Below are 18,198 nucleotides of genomic sequence, written 5' to 3' on the forward strand. Positions count from 1 at the left end.
GCTGCCGCACCGCGGTGCGCGGATGTTGTTGAACTGGACGGGATTGGAGTGGCGTGGCGTGTGATTTGCCAGGCCGGAGTTGATGGTCTATGCCATCGTTCTGGAGGGCCGATCCGCCTTGACGGAGCGCACGAGTGGTGGATCGGCCCCGGAAGATGTACCTGATATGTTACCCACTGCAGAGCTCGCAGAGATTGCTGCGGCGGTTTGCTCCGGACGGATGGTCCAGAGTCCGGCGAACGCAGCCAGGATGGCAAGTACGCCATAGCCGTGGAAGAACTGCGACAGTCCGGATACGACATTGCCGTCGGCCGCCTCAATCACTACGCCTATCAGCACGGGGCCGACGATACCTGCCGAGGTAACAAGCCCATTGTGGATAGCCAGCATGGCGCCGCGCCGCGACTGACCGGCGATATGGCCGACAATCGCGAAGGCGTATTGTGGTAGAAGGCTGACGCCGGTGGCGCCGAGGGCATATAGCGCGAGTCGCACTGGCACGTGGTCACTTGTCAGCCACAGTGATGTGTACGCGCAGCCGCCGATAGCACAGGCGACCATCGGCGGCCAAACCATTGCACGTCGAATGGACGCCCCCTGTTGCAACGCACGCCGACTGGCGACCATCGCCAGCACGCTTGCCACGATCATGCCGATGGCCACCAAGGTCAGGTAGCTGGCCATGGTGGCCGGTGTCAGCCGTAGTCCCTGCTGCAGGTACACCATCAGCCAGCTGAACCCGATCACATTTGGAACGTAGCCGACGAATCCGATTATCGTTATGGCCACGAAGGTGCGGTTCAACATTAACTTACGGTAGCTAGGTAGCGGTGCCGGGAGATCCTTTGCGCCGTGTCGTCCATGCCCGCCTGCTTCTCGATCTTCGGTGCCCTCGCGGGCAAATGGCAGCCAGACCGACAGCCATAGTGCGCTCAGCGCAGCCAGCCCAAAATAGGCCGGGCGCCAGCCCCACTGCTGCACGACAAACGGCAACGTTGTGGCGGCAACCACGCCGCCTGCTACCAGCGCGGCGTGATTTAGACCCGAGACCATCATGCGGTCTTGTGGGCGTGTCCACTTAAATCCGGCATGCTGAGCGACGGCAGTGGTGGGGCCTGTACTCGCGCCCAGCAGGAGACGGCTCGCTATTACCGTACCGAGTTCCTCCGCGAAAGCCATCATGCACTGCGCGGTAAGCCAGACCAAGGACATAGCCGCGAGGATCCATCGCGTCTGAACGCGGTCGGCCAAAATGCCAACGGCGACGCCAGCTACAGCGTAAGGCAAGAAGAACGCGCTGCCAGCGAGGCCGAACTCAATCGGGGTCAGCTCCAGGTCACGGAAGAGGGCCGGTCCGGCGAACGCGAATACCAGCTTGTCGATCGCACTCAACATGACAAGGGCGACAAGCGTCGACAGAGTAAGACCGCGCGAGAAGCGGGATGGCCCGGCATTCGTTGCTGGTTGCGTGGTCAGCAGGTTAGTATCTCGCTCGAAAATCATGGGTTATCGCCCGTGATACAAAGTCGACATGCTATGGAAATCTGGGGCGAGCGAGTACGCACAAATCTGGATGTGGATAACGAATTGTTATTGCGTCGCGCGGGGTCGCCGAAGATTGATTACGACAACGCTTCCAACGCGAAATAGCATGCGCTGTACTGCACTGCGGGACGATTTTCTGGCGTGCGGTAGTGGTGCATGCGGGCCGCCGTACGCCTGGTACGCCGTCGGCCCGTCCCCACTGCGGGGCAAGATGCACCGCAGTGGGGACGTATCTTTGCGTCGGCAGGGCATGCTGGCGTCGAGCGGTAGAGCTGCCTCATTATCGTCGTCCGTATCAAAAGCACAGCTAACTGCACCAGTCGACAATCAAGCCGTATAGATATGAAGTTGCATCATTTGCGAGCCCTGACTGCTATCGCCGAACAAGGCAGCATCAATGCCGCTGCGCGCGTGCTCTGCGTGAGCCAGCCAGCAATTACGCGTGCCATGCGCGAGCTGGAATCCGAAGTTGGCGTGGCATTACTCACGCGGAATTCATGGGGGGTGTCGATTACAGAGAAAGGTCGACGATTGCTAACCCGCGCTCGTCTGATCGTGCATGAGTTCGAACGCGCCGAGGCTGATATGGCGGAGTTGCGAGGTGTAGTGGGTGGACACCTGTGCATCGGTGTGTCGCCGTTGGCGGGGGCGATGGTCATTTCAGAGGCGTTCGCGCAGTTCCGTTTGGCGATGCCCGAGGTATCGGTCGAGTTTCGCGAGTGGAACTTGCCGAAGCTGCTCGACAACTTGCGCAATAGCCGCCTGGACTTTGCGCTGGCCGCCGTGCCCGGGACGCCGGTGGACGACGCGTTCGTGACCTGCGAGCCGCTGTTGTCGTTTCCGACCGCCTTCGTGACACGGCACGGAAGCCGGTACGCCGGTGCGACGAGTTTTGCCGAGCTGCAGGATGCCGAATGGCTGCATGCGGATGCTACCGAGCAGTTTCCCGGCTATATAAAAACGGTGTTCGCGCGATACAACCTGCCGCTGCCGCGTCGCATTACGCGGTGCACGTCGAATCTGCTGACCAGCAAGCTACTGCTCAACGTCGATACTGTTATGGCGCTGACCCGGCACGTGCTTATTGTCGCCCCTGATTCCAAGCTGGTTCAGCTCGACCTACCGGAGGACCCGCCGACGTTGCAAATTGCGCTGCTTCAGCGGGAAGGCGCAATTCTGACCACTCCGTCGGACTACTTCATCCATTGCATACGTGAGACGGCGGCACGACAGCGCCTGTCGTCGCTGACGTCGTGAGATAGTACATTCTGACTGCGTCAGCCATGGTGCTGCGCCTCCGGTAATGCGTTCTGGGCTGCTGCGTCATTGATCCCCTCTCAGTTCGGAGGATTGGGGGGAGGCGGAAATGCGGTTGCCCGGCCCCCTCAGATCTCGCGGGCGTGAACGTAGCGATTTTGCCGTGTCAATGCTAATCGAAGGCTTTGTCGTTTGGATTCAGGATCAGGGCCTTCATATCGTCGGACAGCTTGAATTCGAGGTTTAGGCCCTTCGGCGGAACCGGTTGCTCGAACCACTCGGCATACAGCGCCGTTGCTTCGCCCGACTTCATCAGCTGGACGATGGTGCCATCAACGATCCGCTTGAACGGCAGGTCGTCCTTGCGCAGCATATCCACCGAAGCCGCGAGCGGCTGCAATGCGAATGTACGGGGGCTTCTGCCCAACAAACAGCAGGGAGCAATCGGCCGGGATTCGACTTTCTTCCTCTTTGATAAGAAGAAATACGGGCCCTCACCCGGATTCTAAGTGGTATTTAATCCACATAGTTGACTTGTCACCCCCAGTGGGGGGAAGTGGTGAATGTCCTGTGCTGCTAAAGTCGCGCGCAGTGCACGCCATTAGAGCGTGCCAATGGCCGTCGGTCCGGAAGGGCGCGGCCCTCCTTCATATCAATTCGGGTTGGGTCCATGTTTCCACACGCTCTGGCCGGCGCGCGCGCTGTCGGCCTCGCCTTGCTTACCGCGGCGCTGCTCGCTGCCTGCGGTTCCGACGATAGTGCATCGACCCCGGCCGCGACGCCGGCGGCATCGCGCCTGGTGGTCGACACCGGCAGTGCCGCTCCAGTGGCTGGCGGCACGCTGACGCTCAAGGCGACGCTGCTCGCGGCCGACGGCACCGAGGTGAAGGGCGCGAGCTTTGCCTGGACCTCGTCCGAACCCAGCGTGGCCACCGTGGTGTCCGCTTCGGACAAGGCGCCAGCGGGCGAAGTGATCGACCCTGTTGGCACCTACGCCACGGTGCGGACGATCGCTGCAGGCATCGCTGACATCATAGCCACGGCGACGCTGCCAGACGGCAGCCGCATCACTAGCCTCGCCCACCTGGTGGTGCAGGCCGCGCCCGCCAAGTCGTACATGCTGGCCCTGACACCGTCGACGCTGGCCGTGACGGCCGGTGGCGCCGCGCAAACCGTGTTGGTTGCGGTTCGCCGTTCGGATGGCGCGGACGGAATCGGGGATCTCACCAATTGGTCGTGGACGAGCGATGACGCGAGCTTCGTCGCAACGCCGGCCGCAGACGGCCGCAGCGCCCAGGTTGCCAGCCCCGCCTCGGCCGCTGCCGCCGGTGCGGCGACGCTGACCGCCTGTGCCGATGCCCCGGCCGGAAGCCGCCTGTGCGCCAATGCGGCGCTCGCGCGCAACGCGTCGCTGCCACCCACCTATACCGTGGGCGGCACGGTGTTGGGCCTGGCCACCGGCGCGAGCCTGCAGTTGGCCGACACCAATGGCGACACACAGGTGGTCAGCACGAACGGCGGATTCACCATGCCGACGCCGCGACTGGGCGCGACATCCTATGCGGTGACCATGGCGGCCCAGCCTGCCGGCCAGACCTGCACCGTGGCCAATGGATCCGGCACGGTAGCCGCAAGCAATGTGACCAATATCGACGTGACGTGTTCGACGAATACGTACACTCTGAGCGGCACAGCAACCGGTCTGGCGAGCGGCCAGAGCCTGACTGTGCAGGTGAACGGCAGCACGCAGGCAACCGTGACGACGGCTGGCAGCTTCAGCCTGGGCTCGGTCACGGCAGGCAGCAGTTATGCTGTAACGCTGAAGGCCGGGTGGTATGGCAGTGATATCGCAACGGGCAGATATTGCTCGGTGCAGAGCGGGACCGGCACGGCCAGTGGGAATGTTAGCAACATCAGCATTACGTGCACGACTGCCCCGAGCCAGATCAATCTCGGGGCCGACCCGACGACCACACAGAACGGCGTGACATATGGGGGCTGGTCGTTGCAGTACCCGACGGTGGTCAACGGGCAGCTGTACTACGAAGTGAAGGCTGATCAGGGCCCGTTCAGCGGCAATTACCTGTTAGACGATATGGGCACGCTACAGACGCTATTCAACGGTAGCAGCATCCCGCCAATGGGGGTTGTGAGCGACCCCGCAACACGTCAAACGGCCACGTCGACTCCGGTATGTCCGGCTGCGACTTGCGCGATGAACGTGACGACCTTGCAGACGGTGAATGCCGGAACCGTGACGCTAGCGATTCCGACGATCACTCAACTGGGAAATATCCGCACGGCTAACAGCGGTACAGGTGGGACGCCGGCGGGCTGGACAGTCGGCGCCGCCTACTGGTCCTCGACGGCCGACGGTTCGAGCTCGCACTACTACGAGGACATGTACGCCGGTTCCGCGGTTAGCTTCGGTGACGGTCACATGATGATGGTTGCCTTCCAGGTTCAGTGACTGTTGCAGTCTGCCATTTTTTTCAACAGACAACGAGGGGCGTACCGGTTGTTCGAGCTGATCATGATGGAAGCGGCGGACTTGCCCTACGCCCATCGTCCGCCAGTAACCTTGACAGGACGCCTCTACTCGGCAATGGCAAAGCCGATCGGGCTAGGTCCCGTAGCCACAGTGCCAGTAGGCGCGAATGTGCCATCAGCGTTGATTGTGAATGTCGATACGCTGTTGCTGCTCATATTCGTGATGTAGGCGAACTTGCCGCTGGAGTCGATAACAACGGGGCCGGAGACCGAAGCTGCGGTGCCATTGGCCGTGAGTGTGCCATCGGCGTTGATGGCGTAGAGCAGGATAGTGCTCCCCGAAGGGATATAGGCGGACTTGCCATCGGGAGCAACGACTACAGCACCGGGCCAGGATAATCCGGCACTAACGGTACCGTTGGCCGCGAGTGTGCCATCGGTATTGACGGTGAACATTGACACTTGGTTGGCACCGTTCCCATTGACGACATAAACAAACTTGCCGCTGGGATCGACCGTCACGGGCTGGGGAAATGCTCCCGCAGCGATCGGACTGCCGTTGGCCGTGAGCGTGCCATCAGCGTTGATGATGTAAGCCGAAACCGTGCCGTCGCCATAGTTGGATATGTAGGCGAACTTGCTGCTTGGTGCCAACGCGATGCGGTGACTCGTTGCACTGAGAGAGAGCGTGCCATTGGCTGTCAACTGGCCGTTTGCATCGATTCTGTCCATCACCAGCGAACTACCTCCGGCCATATAGGCAAATCTTCCGCTGGAATCGATGCTTATGGAAAAACCGCCAGTGACCGTGTTGGGACTCCCGTTAGCGGTGAGCGAACCATCAAGGTTGATCGTGTACATGTATGCATAACTACCATTCAACATGTAAAGAAACTTGCCGCCAGGATCCACGGCCAAGGACATGGGAAAGGTCCCGGTAACGGCCGTGTTGGCGCTGTTTGCCGTGAGCGTGCCGTCGGCCTTGATGGAGTACATCCATATCGTGCCGTCGTTGTTATTGACGACATAGGCCAACTTCTGCGTGACGCATGTCACAGCAACGTTGTCCACCGATGCCGATGCCGTACCGCTGCCATTTGTGACGGTACAAACCTGTCTTGGCCTGGTCGGTTGGCTCTTGATCGTCACGGCGTAGCTGTTTCCACGGGCAACCTGCGTGGCGAAAGTAAAGCTGCCGCTGGCCGAAACAGAAAGGTCGTCACCGGCGTTGTCTTGCAAGACAAGACCTGTACCGGAAAGGCCGCTGACGGTGCCACCGATGGAGAAGGCTGACGGTGTCACTGGTGTGGGCGCAACTATTGGCGGCGGGGCATCCATTGGTGCTGTCGCCGCATCTGGCGAATCGCCACCGCAAGCAGCAAGCATGCCACACAAGAAGACGGTGGTAGTGACTTGCCAGAGTCTGGCACGGTGCCGCAGGAAATAGGGGACGCGATTCATGGATTTTTTTTGTTGCGCTGCTGCGCTTAAGGTGCGACCCGGCACACACGGAGTTGGCCGCGGCTCGAATGTCGCAGAGCCACACATGTCCAATGACGTGTGCATCGGGAGGAAAAGTTGTGCCGTACGTCCTCTTTGACGGCACTTGAAACGAGTGTTGTACCCTGCTTTGGTGGGGAGACGCCATGCGATGGCGTTGTCACGGGCGGGGGTCGGGCCTGAGACCAGTCTCTGCCGGGGGAACGGTGGATCAGCGAAGGACGACGCCTTCTGCCCGGGAAATGCCCGAACGCGTAGCAAGTTTTCGACTTGATCGTCGCCGGCGGCAGCCGACCCATCTGCGACAAAGGGAGCCTGAGGTGGATTGTCCGCAGTGATCCAAAACTCAGTCATTGACTTTGTGGATCCATGCTTCCGAGTGCCGCGCATTTAAATGCGCCTGAGAGTGCAATGGACGATTCGGGCTAACGAAGCTGCGGCAAGCTTCGGTGGAGAGGTGTTGAGTCCAGTCATCTCGGAGTTTGCCTTGTTCGCGCTAGCAGTCTTGAATCTTATATTTTTGATACATTTTGCGCTAGAAATAGCAGCAGGCCGGCGCACAATTATGCTAGGGTAAACCCTATGATCCATCGGGCGGCCCGCCCGACGGAAGCCGTTCGGCGCTGAAGAAACCACGATCCCTGGACAAAACTGACAACCAAGTTTGGCAACGATGGGCAACTTCAAAACACCGCAGGAAAAGAAGCGGCTGAGCTACGCCAAGGACCACCGGCCTGACCACGGGGAAAGGGGGAGCTGTGTCCCGACGCGAAAACGCACCTACGCGAGGATTGCGCGCAGAACCCAGAACCAGCCTCTTGAAACACTAAAGTCCGAGCCCGTGGATGAGTTGCTCGTGCTTACGGAACTCCGTGTAGGGATCGCGAGGCGAAAGAATCGAGGATGGGGAAAGTGGCCGGACATTTCGCTTGGCGAGCACGTAGCTAAACGCAAGTTGTACAGGGCTCGAATGGAAGCTGCTGGTGGCCGACGGGCTGCCAAGAGGAAGCTGGGGACATGACAATGGAGGAACTGCAAAAGCGCCCACCCCCGCCCGCACGCGTTCATATTTTGATGGCTCGTGAGGCTCGTTCCGCGGTTGTTATACGCCGCGGCCCATCGAGAAAGACGGCATTGATTGGCTGGGACAGGAGGCGCGACAAGTTCGAGGTCGGACAGTGGTTCAACGGACGAATTGATGAGCGTCGCTCGGACTTGTCACCCGACGGCAGCTACCTGATTTATTTCGCGATCACCGGAAAGTGGGGAACTGAAAGCCAAGGCGCGTATACGGCGATCTCGCGTGCGCCGTATCTCAAGGCCGAAACGCTCCTGGCCAAAGGGGACACTTGGCATGGTGGTGGCCTATTTGTTTCCGAGCGCGAGTACTGGCTCAACGATGGCTATGGGCACACAATCGTCCGTGACCAATCCAAGGCTAGGCGCACAGGCACCTATCCGTGGCATGAGTTTCCTCCAATAGGACAAACCGATCTGTATGAAATCCGCCTGCAGATGGACGGTTGGCAGCGAATGGATTCCGGCTGGATTGGGAAGGGCGCTATTGTCCATTTCGAGAAGCCCGTCGGGCTACGATGGCGGCTACGCAAGCGTGTGCACGGAAGTCGAGAGCGCCATGAACTCTTGCACCCTGGGACCGGGCGCTCGATAGCAATGCCGAACTGGTCGTGGGCGGATGTTGATGGAAAGCGGCTTGTGTGGATTGAGTCAGGTCGACTATTTGAAGCTAGCGTTGACTCAGGAGGGTTGCAGGATACGCGTCTGCTCCATGACTTCAATACATATAGTTTCGAGAAGCTGACTGCTCCTTACTAGGACGCTTGGGACTTCGAATCAGGTCTTACGACATCACCATGAGCGCAAAAGGTATCCAATTCGAATATGACCCTGAGAACGAGTGTTTGCTCGTAAGGTATCTGGAGCAACCAATGCTGCGTCCATATAGAGATCCAGAACGAAACGCTGAAGAGTATGACTTTCGCAGAGGCGGCAGCATTCATCGGTGAGAAAGTACTTCTCATGTACCCCGTCTACGAAGAGATATTCAAGGACTACTTGTGGGCCGAGAACGGGACGGTGCCTCCCAAGAAAATATAGTTGCCATAGCCTCTGCCCGATGCGGCTTCAAGGGGCGAAAACTTGGCCCATGTCCGGGAGCCTGAGTGCCCTGGGGCACGAGTCCACCCGAAAACGGTCCCTCGAAATTCTCGTCTATTCGTCTGCTTCTGGCCGGAAAGGGACCTCGACGCGCCGCGATCTTTATCGTAGCTAACAGTTACGTTTGCCGTCGGCCCCATCGACCAATCCACTTCCAACCTGTAGGGCGATTCTGAACGTGCCGACGCACACGTCTTAGGACGTCGCCAAGCAGGCCTGCGACCCGCATTACCACCACTCTCCATGTGCCCAGTTACTGTGAGACAGATCGTCCCTTTTGGATTTGTCGGTGATTGACGTCCCATTAATTTCGAGACGGGACAAAAAGATCACAGTAGCACTAGCGCGCATGCGGGCCGTTACCGTACTGGAAGGGAGGCTTCGAAGCGCGTTCCCACTTCAAGGTCGGATTGCGCCCGGAGGGTGCCACCGTGCGCCTTCACAATCTCATGGCAGATATACAAGACAAGTCCCAGTCCAGCGGCAGCGTCCTGCCCTGCAGGGCGCCAATAGGTTCTCTCAGGTTTGCGATCTCGCGCTCATGCAACAGCGCGGCATGGACGCCCCGCGTTGCCAGTTCGGTGGCAAGTTGCGCGGCAATCAGGCTCGCGAAGCTCTCAAACATTGCCAGGGTGCGCGAGTTCGAAACCGATGCCGGTCTCGCGTCGATCGCGCAGAGGTTCCCGAAATAGGTTCCTTCGGGCAGTACCACCGGTACGGAGATGTAGCTCCTCAATCCGTAGATGCGCGGTGTGTGGTGGCCCCGGTAGATGGGATGGGCGTCAATGGCAGCCAGCAGGAAGGCGAAAAAACTCCTGGTACCATCCAGTGGGATGGTGCTAGGATGGTTGCAGACCTAACCACTTAGCGGGCGACATGGAACGAAAAATGGACCTTGCGGCACAGGGCGGCGCACTTCGCCCCAAGGGCGGCGAGACCGAAAAAATCACGATCAACCTTGGGCCGGTGGACCTCGGGCAGATCGATCTGCTGGTGGAAGAGGGCTTCTATTCGAACCGCACGGATCTGATCCGGACCGCCATCCGCAATCAACTGGCCGTGCACCAGCAGGCCATTCATGAGACGGTGACGCGCCGCGCGCTGGTGCTCGGTCTGCAGCATTTCTCGAAGCAGGATCTCGAGGCGGCGTTGGCAGCCAATGAGAAACTGGCCATCCATGTTCTTGGTCTGGCAAGTATTGCTGCCGATGTGAGCCCAGCGCTGGCATCGGCGACGATCGAATCGGTTGTTGTACTCGGCGCGTTTCATGCACCGCCCGCGGTCAAGGCCGCGCTGGCAGGACGCATACGGTAGCTTGCGGCAATGTCGCCGCGCCCGGTTCTTCGGGCCAGATGGGAAATCAACGTGAAAATGAACGACGCGTTTCTCGCCTCGATGCATGAGGCCATGCAGCTTCTTCAGACCGCAGGCCCGCTCGAGGCAACCGCCGTTATCCAACGGGCGCTTCGCCAACATTCGGCGGATGCACCCGCGCCGGAATCGCCGCCGATGCCGGCACAGGTGGTCCAGCACCTGCTGGAGCATCGCACCGCCGAGCCGGCTCCGGCTCCGGCTCCGGCTCCAGCTCCAGCTCCAGCTCCAGCTCCAGCCCCACGCGCCGAAGCCGTGGCAAAGGCGGGAGACTTCAGTCAGCGACGATTCGCCAATGAAGCTGGCAAGCGCGCCTACAAACTTTACAAGCCGACAGGCGAGGTGCACGGCCCGATGCCGCTGGTCGTCATGCTGCATGGTTGTACCCAGGATGCCGATGATTTCGCAGCGGGTACGCGCATGAATGCGCTTGCGGACAAGCTCGGCTTCATGGTCCTGTATCCGATTCAGCCGGCCGATGCCAATGCCTCGAAATGCTGGAACTGGTTCCGCCCGGGCGACCAGCAAGCGGGGCGTGGTGAGCCGTCGATCCTCGCGGGCATGACGCAGGAGGTCATTGCGCGCCACGGCGTCGATCCCGATCGCGTATACATTGCGGGCCTGTCAGCGGGCGGGGCGATGGCCGCCGTGATGGTCGAACGCTATCCCGAACTGTTTGCCGCGGCCGGCGTCCACTCGGGACTTCCGGCGGGCTGCGCCCATGACCTGCCATCGGCGCTCGCGGCGATGAAAGGCGGAAAGGGCCTGGGCGCTTCCAGGCGGGGCGCGTCGCCGCACGCCACGCCACGGCGCCCCTTGATTGTCTTCCACGGCGATGCCGACCACACTGTGCACCGCGCCAACGGCGACCGGCTGATCGAGCCCTACGAACAGGGCAGTGCCCAGAAGCGGATCGAGCGCGACGCCAGTCGCGCCGGCCGCCGCTACACGCGCAGCCTGATCACCACGCCGTCGGGCGTCGATGCCGAATACTGGCTGCTCCATGACGCCGGACATGCATGGTCAGGCGGAGGCACAGGCGGTTCGTACACCGATCCCAAGGGGCCAGACGCCAGTACGGAAATGCTCCGGTTCTTCCTGGCCCATCCGCGCCGTCCGCTGCCTCATCAATAAGAGACAATCCGCCGGGTGACGGTGGCGGTGGCGAGCCACTGACTCGCCCCTGCGACCCGTAAGCCCGCATCCCTCCCCTAGTCGGGTGTATCGGTCCCGCACACCCCACTTCGACACGCGTGCGATAGCGCTGCCTGCGTGATACCGTGCTCGCCGCCCTCACACTCTATCTGCCGACTATGGTCGCCATCCTGCTTCTGGTTGCCGCATTTCTGTTCATGGCCATGCTGTTGCCGGTCAAGGTCACCCTCGCCGTGGTGGTGATTACCGTGGTGATCGGCTTCGTGGTCAAGGTCGTCGCCAGGATGGTGACGGGCGAAGACCCGACCGTGGTCGAGGCCCTGAAGGCCGTGTTTGTAGCGCTACTGTTCAACGCCATCGCGGCGGCGGCCATGGCCAAGCTGACGGGCGGATCGCTGTCCGGCCCCGCCTCGCTCGTGACCTGGGTGGTGACGTTCATCGCGTTCTCGTTCGGCTTCGTCGTGATGCTGAAGGCCACGCTCAAGCAGAGCGCCGTGATCTCGCTGGTGTCCTCGCCGATCGCCGCGCTGATTCTCTTCGCGGCCGTCAAGATCTGACAGCGGCGCGGCCATCGCGCCGCGTTCCCCCGGCCGCTCAGGCCGTCACCCGCACCTTGCCATCTTCCGACCACAGCAGTTGCACGCGCTGGCCCGGGTAGAAGCTGCCTTCGGATGCCGACTGGGTGATCGCCTGCAGCCGGCCGTCGGGCAGCCGGACCGTGATTTCATATCCGGGGTGGCGCTCCACGCCCGACTCGATCTCGTGCCCGGCCAACCCGCCGGCAAGGCCGCCGGCCACACCTGCGAGCAGCGAACCATGGCCGTGCCCGATGGCGCTGCCGGCCACGGCGCCCAGCAGGCCGCCGCCCAGCTCGCCCACCAGACTCGATCCCTGGCTGCTGTCGTCGATCTGCACCAACCGCACGCGCTCGACCGTGGCCATCGTCACGGTCTCGGGCAGCGAGGTCTGTCCGGCGCTGTAGACGCTGCCCGGCGGCGCGTACTCGGCGCAGGCAGAGGCAAGCAGCGTGCTGGCCAGCAGCATGGCGGCCAGCGGGAAGTGCAGCGATGTAGGACGACGTGTGGAAAACATGGGCGGCTCCTGTCGGACATTGACTGGAGCCACTCTACGGCTGGGCGGCGCAGGGGCGTTTTCCGAAAGCCGGGGACTTTGCGTGTTCGCAGGATGCTATGGCGCCAGGTGGCTGACAAACAGTTCGGCCAGCATGCGCGCGGACGTCCCCAGCGGCATCGCGCGCAGGCGGATGAGGCCGGCCTGCATCGGGGGCGGCAGCGGAGATAGCGCCGCGAACGCCTGCAGCCCGTTGCCATACATCGGATCGGCCAGCAGTTGCGTGGGGCAGTAGCCGATGGCATCGGTGCGGCGCATCAGTTCCGTCATCAGCGTGGGCGATGTGCACGCCGTGATCTGGCGCGGGACGGGGAGGTCGCTCGTCCGCAACCATTCCAGCAACGTCTCGCTCTGGCTGCCCGGGGACAAGTTCAAGGTCCACCGGGCATGCTCCAGCGCCTGCCAGCCCGTCGCACCGGCGAGCGGATGGCCGACTCTGCCGGCCGGGACGGCGCTGACCTCGAACAGCGGTTCGAAGGCCAGTTCGGGCGGCAGCTCGTCCGGATCCGCGATGGCGATGGCGAAGTCCAGCCGGCCTTCGATCAGCCGTGGAATCAGGTCGGCAAGAAATCCTTCGCTCAATGACAGCCGCGCATCGGGCTGCCGGGCGGTGAAGGCCTCCCAGACGCGGGGCAGCACATCCAGCGCCAGAAGCGGGGTGACCGCCGCCGCCACGTGCGCGCCGGCACCGCCCTGCAACGCCCGGATCTCGTCCCGGGCCCGCTCCAGCGACGCCAGCGCCAGGCGGGCGTTGGTGAGCAGCACGCGCCCGGCCGCCGTGAACTCCACCCCCTTGTGGCTGCGCAYGAGCAGCTCCGTCCCGACATCGTCCTCGAGTTCGCGCAGCGCCTTGGTCAGGGCGCTCTGGCTGAGATGCAGGCTCCGGGCAGCGGCACGGATGGTGCCGTTTTCGGCGACCTGGACGAGGGCTCGGAGCTGGTGCTGGCGCATGACAAGGGTTCCAGGGGAGGGTGGCGATGATGAATACCAAAGGTGTTCACCATGGAAAATATATCGCCAATTGGTTTTCTCCGGGAGCCATATGATGGAGCGGACCAGAACCGATCCGACCCCCCATGACCGACGCGAACTGCAGTGACCCCGATGTGGACAACATGACGGCCTGGCGGCGGCGCTTCCACAGTCACCCGGAACTCGGCTTCGAGGAATTCCGGACCAGCGCCTTCGTGGCCGGCAAGCTGGAGGAATGGGGCTACGACGTCACCACGGGCATCGCTGGCACCGGGCTCGTCGGGCGGCTTCGCTTCGGCAAGGGCAGCCGCCAGCTCGGCCTGCGCGCGGAGATGGACGCGCTGCCCATCCAGGAGGTCACGGGGCTGCCATGGGCCAGCCAGATCCCCGGCAAGATGCATGGCTGCGGCCACGATGGCCACACGGCGATGCTGCTAGGCGCGGCCCAGCGTCTGGCGGCGATGCAGCGAGAGGGCGTGGATTGGGATGGCACCCTGCACCTGATCTTCCAGCCGGCCGAGGAACTGGGCGGCGCAGGCGGGGCGCGGCGGATGATGGACGAGGCCCTGTTCCCGCGCTTTCCGTGCGATGCCGTGTTCGCCATGCACAACTATCCGGGGCGCCCGGTGGGGCGCTTCTATGTCAAGGAGGGCGCGTTCATGGCGTCGTCCGACCGCGCCGTGATCACCTTCCACGGGGTCGGGGGGCATGGGGCGATGCCCCAACTGGCTGTCGATCCCACGATTGCCGCGGCTTCGACCGTGATGGCGCTGCAGAGCATCGTCGCCCGCAATGTCGATCCGCAGGCTGCCGCCGTCATCACCGTAGGGCGCCTCGAGGCGGGAACCACCTACAACATCATCCCGGAGTCGGCCGAACTGGAACTGAGCATCCGGGCGCTGCAGCCCGAGGTGCGGGCGCTGCTGGAACGGCGCATCCACGAAGTGGTCGAGGGCCAGGCGCGCGCGTTCGGTCTGCGGCATGCCATCGTCTATGAGCGCGGCTATCCGGTACTGGTCAACACCGGGCCGGAAACGGCGCTTGCCGTGCGGGTCGCCCGCAAGCTGTACGGGGCCGATTGCGTCGATGACGACGCGACGCCGCTGTGCGCCAGCGAGGACTTCGCCTACATGCTGGCCGAGCGCCCCGGCTGCTACCTGATGATCGGCAATGGCGACAATGGCCACGCGGGCGGCGTGCCGACCGGCCCCTGCAGCGTGCACAACCCCTCGTACGATTTCAACGACCGCTGCCTGGATACGGGCGCGGCATTCTGGGTGGCGCTCGCCACCGAATTCTTCCATCCCACTGCCTGACTGCCATGAACTCGATTCGCAGAATGCTTGCCCGTTGCACGTTTGCCGCTGTCGCTACGGTTGGCCTGCTCGCCACGCCGGGCGCGGGCGCGGCGGACGCGTATCCCTCCAAGCCAGTCGTGCTGATGGTGCCGTACCCGGCCGGCGGGCTCTCCGATGCCATTGCCCGCAGCATGAATACTCGGCTGTCGAAGGCGCTGGGCCAGCCGGTGCTGGTGGAGAATCTCGGCGGCGTCAGTGGCGCCATGGCGGCGCAGAAGGTGCTGAACGCGCCGGCGGACGGCTACATGATCTTCCTGGGCTCGCCGAACGAGGTCATCCTGTCGCCGCTGTCCAATGCGGCGGTGAAGCTGCGTACCGAGGATTTCCGCTTATTGACGCCGGTCACCGTCAACCGGCTCGTGATGGTGGCGCGGCCCGACCTGCCGGTCCGCAGCGTCGACGATCTCATCGCGCTGGCCAAGGCCAATCCGGCCAAGCCGCTGACGTACGGCAGCGTCGGTCCCGGGTCGATGTATCACCTGGTGACCGAGGACATGGCGACCCGGACCCATATCGGCGTGAGCCACATCCCCTACAAGGGCATGGCGCCGCTGATGCAGGACCTGGCCGGGAAGAACGTCGACTTCGCCATCCTGCCGTACGCGGCCAGCTTCCGTGGCTTGTCCGATCAGGGGCGGTTGAAGCTGGTCGGCTGGGCCGGAAACAGCCGCAGCAAGGTCGATCCCGCCATCCCGGCCTTCGGCGAAGGGACGCAACTCAAGGACTTCGACCAGGCGACCTGGGCCGGCATCATGGTCAAGCAGGGCACGCCGGAGGCCGTGGTCGCGCGGCTGCACCAGGCGCTCGTCGAGACGCTGCAGGACGCACAGGTCGTCAGCGGTCTGGAGGCGACCGGTGCGGAGGTGGCCAAGCCCAGCTCGGTGGCTGACGCGCAGCGCTTCCTGCAGGCAGAGACCGGCAAGTTCCGCGCGATGGCGAAGCGGATCCATCTCCAGCCGCAGTAAGCCAGGACCGCAATGTAGAAAGGCCCGTGCCGCCATGCAACATCGCATGGCGGCACGGGCCTTTTTTAGCTAGCGCCTCAACGCCTCAGGTCAGGCGCGGCGTGCCGTCAGCCACTTGTCCGACGCCAGCGGTTCCGTGCAGAGGCGCACTTCGCCGATCTGGCCGAGGAAGCCATTCGACGGGACGTTGCCGTAGACACCGCCGCCCACAAAGAAGCGGCTGGCAGCATTGACGGCGGCGATGCCGCGCGTGTTCGACGCGTTGCGCAGCACCGGGGCGCCTTCCACGTACATCACCGTCTCGTTCTTCGCCGGGTCGTTGACCACGGCGACGTGGACCCACTTCTCGGCGATGATCTCGCCAGACCAGTTTGCGGCCGGGTTCTTGGTGCCGGCCGTGCTCGGCGTGACTTCCCACTGCACTTCGCGCAGGCTGGAGATGGCGAAGATCAGCGGGCTTTCGTCGCCGTCGCCGCTGCCAAAGCCGGCGACCGTGCTGCGTCGGCCCTCGCGCTCCATGATGTTCATCCACGCGTTGTTGCCGGCCGTCCACGACGCCGGCACCTTGATGAATGCCTCGACGGTGTAGCCGTTGTCGAACGTCAACGCATTCAGGGCCGCCGTGGTCTGCGTGGCGAAGTAGCTCATGCGCTGGGGACTGTTCAGTGAATTGGCGAACTTCACGCTGCCCGGGGCAGCCGACAGGAAGTGGTGATCGTTCGACCACGTCAGGTCGCCCAGTTGGGCCGCGCCGCCATTGGCCAGCGCTTCACGCGAGAGCGGATTGGCACCGGTCAGGTCGTCGATCACCTGGCCGACCGGCACGGCGGCGCCGTCGGTGCCGCCGAAGAAGCGCCAGTGCGCCACGGTGGAAGCCACCAGCGGGTAGTCGTTGGTGTCGGCGGCGGCCTTCTTGTCGGTCAGGCTCGGCTCGGTGTAGTTGGCCAGGATCGCGGCCTTGGCGCGGTCGTTGATCGGATCGTTGCCGGCCGCCGGGATGGCGAAGTCGGCGTTGAAGCGCGCAAAGCGCTTGCGGAAATCGAAGTCGATCTCGAACTGCTGGTTCTTGTCGGTCAGCACCGCTACGTCGAACTCGTTCAGCGTCTCGGTGGGCTTCTGCGGCACCCACGGCGAGAACGAGATGACCTTGATCTTGTTATTGGTCAGGTCGAATTCGTACAGGCGCATCAAGCCGTTGCCGCCCATGTACGCCATCTGGTAGTCGACCACCATTTCCTCGACGGGGTTGCCGAAGTCGTTGGTCTTCGTGAGGTGCGCAGCGCCATGGTAGTGGCCGTTCAGCGTCATGAAGATCTGGTCGTTGTCCTTGATCAGCTTGTCCCACAGCATCAGGCCGTACGGGACTTCCAGCGGGCTGACGCCATCCGGGCCGATATTGAGCAACTGGTGGGTCGAGAGGATGACCGGCACCTTCGGGTAGCGCTTGAGCACGTTGCGCGCCCAGGTGATGGCGGCGTCGGAGGCGCGCCAGGACATCGACAGCACCATGAAGCGGTTGCCGTCCACGTCGAAGAAGTGGTACTCGTGGAAGCCCGACGGATCGCGACCGCCGAAGGTGGCCTGGCGCTGCGCGCGGGTGGTCGGGAAGGTCTTCAGGTACGGCTCGTTGGCCAGGTTGCGCTGCGCGTCGGTGTTCGACGCCTGGCTGCCGGCGTTGACGTAGTCCACGTCCGAGATCACGTCGTGGTTGCCGGCCAGGATCGAGTACGGCGCGCGGGCCGCTTCCATGACTTCCATGGCCTCGTCGGCGATCTGCCATTGCAGCGGCTTGCCCTGCTGATCCACCACATCGCCGAGGTGGATCGTGAACGGGATGCGCAGGTCGGCGGCGTTCTGCGTGATCCACTTGGTCTGCGCCAGGAACGGCGTGGTGCCGTACTTGCGCTGGAACTGCAGGTTCTCGTCAGTGGTGGCGTAGCGCGAATAGAACTGCGTATCGGGCAGCACGGCGAGCGCGAAGCTCGAGACCTTGCCGGACGGCGTGGAGCCACCCGGCGTGGTGCCGGGCGTCGTGGCCGGCGTGCCGGGCGCGGCATCGTCGCCGCCGCCGCACGCGGCCAGCAGGGCCGAGGTGCCGAACGACATGCCAAGGCCCGCCCTGAGCAGCAGGCGGCGCTGGCGGTCTGGAATGCCCTCGAGCTTGACGGTATCGATTGCGGATGGCTTGCCCGGTGTCTTGCTTTGCATTTCTACTTCCCTGTTGACCCACGAAAAGCCCGTGATTCTGGAGAGCGCTCGTGACAGGGTGTTGATCG

Annotated in this window: 15 protein-coding genes and 1 pseudogene; 8 read left to right on the top strand and 8 right to left on the bottom strand. The window is 62.9% G+C overall.

What is annotated here, in order from left to right; all coding sequences use genetic code 11:
* Positions 1–87 precede the first annotated feature (87 nt).
* Positions 88–1,503, bottom strand: coding sequence for an MFS transporter (locus tag AC1DEL_RS20470; RefSeq protein WP_477125381.1), 1,416 nt, complete (start codon positions 1,501–1,503; stop codon positions 88–90).
* A 384-nt stretch (positions 1,504–1,887) separates the two neighbouring features.
* On the opposite strand from AC1DEL_RS20470, the gene AC1DEL_RS20475 reads away from it, so the two are divergent.
* Positions 1,888–2,802 carry a LysR family transcriptional regulator gene (locus tag AC1DEL_RS20475; protein WP_441645428.1) on the top strand — a complete coding sequence of 305 codons (915 nt, stop codon included), beginning with the start codon at positions 1,888–1,890 and terminating at the stop codon, positions 2,800–2,802.
* Between the two features lie 172 nt (positions 2,803–2,974).
* On the opposite strand, the pseudogene AC1DEL_RS20480 reads toward AC1DEL_RS20475, so the two are convergent.
* A pseudogene (locus AC1DEL_RS20480) lies at positions 2,975–3,175 on the bottom strand (amino acid ABC transporter substrate-binding protein); the annotation flags it as partial.
* 297 nt (positions 3,176–3,472) lie between these two features.
* On the opposite strand from AC1DEL_RS20480, the gene AC1DEL_RS20485 reads away from it, so the two are divergent.
* On the top strand, positions 3,473–5,272 hold the full coding sequence (locus tag AC1DEL_RS20485) for a hypothetical protein (RefSeq protein ID WP_477125382.1): 1,800 nt from the start codon (positions 3,473–3,475) through the stop codon (positions 5,270–5,272).
* A gap of 125 nt (positions 5,273–5,397) precedes the next feature.
* On the opposite strand, the gene AC1DEL_RS20490 is transcribed toward AC1DEL_RS20485, so the two are convergent.
* Positions 5,398–6,753: a lactonase family protein gene (locus AC1DEL_RS20490; protein WP_477106238.1), complete on the bottom strand. Its 1,356-nt coding sequence runs from the start codon at positions 6,751–6,753 to the stop codon at positions 5,398–5,400.
* Between the two features lie 1,056 nt (positions 6,754–7,809).
* On the opposite strand from AC1DEL_RS20490, the gene AC1DEL_RS20495 reads away from it, so the two are divergent.
* Complete coding sequence (locus AC1DEL_RS20495) at positions 7,810–8,628, top strand: hypothetical protein (RefSeq protein WP_477125383.1); 819 nt, start codon at positions 7,810–7,812, stop codon at positions 8,626–8,628.
* Between the two features lie 701 nt (positions 8,629–9,329).
* Here the strand turns inward: AC1DEL_RS20495 and AC1DEL_RS20500 are convergent.
* Together AC1DEL_RS20500 and AC1DEL_RS20505 are read right to left on the bottom strand one after the other, a co-directional pair.
* On the bottom strand, positions 9,330–9,434 hold the full coding sequence (locus tag AC1DEL_RS20500) for a hypothetical protein (protein ID WP_477113219.1): 105 nt from the start codon (positions 9,432–9,434) through the stop codon (positions 9,330–9,332).
* On the bottom strand, positions 9,410–9,805 hold the full coding sequence (locus AC1DEL_RS20505) for a GAF domain-containing protein (RefSeq protein WP_477113286.1): 396 nt from the start codon (positions 9,803–9,805) through the stop codon (positions 9,410–9,412). Before AC1DEL_RS20505 ends, AC1DEL_RS20500 begins: the two co-directional genes overlap by 25 nt.
* 53 nt (positions 9,806–9,858) lie before the next feature.
* Between AC1DEL_RS20505 and AC1DEL_RS20510 the strand changes: the two genes are divergently transcribed.
* The 3 genes from AC1DEL_RS20510 to AC1DEL_RS20520 all read left to right on the top strand — a co-directional run bounded on the left by AC1DEL_RS20510 (position 9,859) and on the right by AC1DEL_RS20520 (position 12,053).
* A complete protein-coding gene (locus tag AC1DEL_RS20510; protein ID WP_441592431.1) occupies positions 9,859–10,284 on the top strand; it encodes a CopG family transcriptional regulator in 426 nt (141 codons plus the stop codon).
* A 51-nt stretch (positions 10,285–10,335) separates the two neighbouring features.
* The gene (locus AC1DEL_RS20515; protein ID WP_477125384.1) at positions 10,336–11,475 is read left to right on the top strand and encodes an extracellular catalytic domain type 1 short-chain-length polyhydroxyalkanoate depolymerase; all 1,140 of its coding nucleotides are present in this window, start codon (positions 10,336–10,338) and stop codon (positions 11,473–11,475) included.
* 218 nt (positions 11,476–11,693) lie between these two features.
* Entirely contained in the window at positions 11,694–12,053 is a 360-nt protein-coding gene (locus AC1DEL_RS20520) for a hypothetical protein (RefSeq protein ID WP_143093904.1), read from the top strand.
* 37 nt (positions 12,054–12,090) lie between these two features.
* Here AC1DEL_RS20520 and AC1DEL_RS20525 read toward each other — a convergent pair whose 3' ends face one another.
* Positions 12,091–12,588, bottom strand: a complete 498-nt coding sequence (locus tag AC1DEL_RS20525; protein ID WP_477105576.1) for an outer membrane lipoprotein — start codon at positions 12,586–12,588, stop codon at positions 12,091–12,093.
* A 96-nt stretch (positions 12,589–12,684) separates the two neighbouring features.
* Complete coding sequence (locus AC1DEL_RS20530; protein ID WP_477159165.1) at positions 12,685–13,578, bottom strand: LysR substrate-binding domain-containing protein; 894 nt, start codon at positions 13,576–13,578, stop codon at positions 12,685–12,687.
* Between the two features lie 125 nt (positions 13,579–13,703).
* Between AC1DEL_RS20530 and AC1DEL_RS20535 the strand changes: the two genes are divergently transcribed.
* Complete coding sequence (locus tag AC1DEL_RS20535) at positions 13,704–14,915, top strand: M20 aminoacylase family protein (RefSeq protein WP_477125385.1); 1,212 nt, start codon at positions 13,704–13,706, stop codon at positions 14,913–14,915.
* A 23-nt stretch (positions 14,916–14,938) separates the two neighbouring features.
* Entirely contained in the window at positions 14,939–15,922 is a 984-nt protein-coding gene (locus AC1DEL_RS20540; RefSeq protein WP_441592440.1) for a Bug family tripartite tricarboxylate transporter substrate binding protein, read from the top strand.
* Between the two features lie 90 nt (positions 15,923–16,012).
* Here the strand turns inward: AC1DEL_RS20540 and AC1DEL_RS20545 are convergent, their stop codons facing one another.
* Positions 16,013–18,130 carry a LamG-like jellyroll fold domain-containing protein gene (locus tag AC1DEL_RS20545; RefSeq protein ID WP_441592442.1) on the bottom strand — a complete coding sequence of 706 codons (2,118 nt, stop codon included), beginning with the start codon at positions 18,128–18,130 and terminating at the stop codon, positions 16,013–16,015.
* Positions 18,131–18,198 lie beyond the last annotated feature (68 nt).

The sequence above is a fragment of the Cupriavidus sp. 10L43_2 genome, assembly GCF_056395265.1.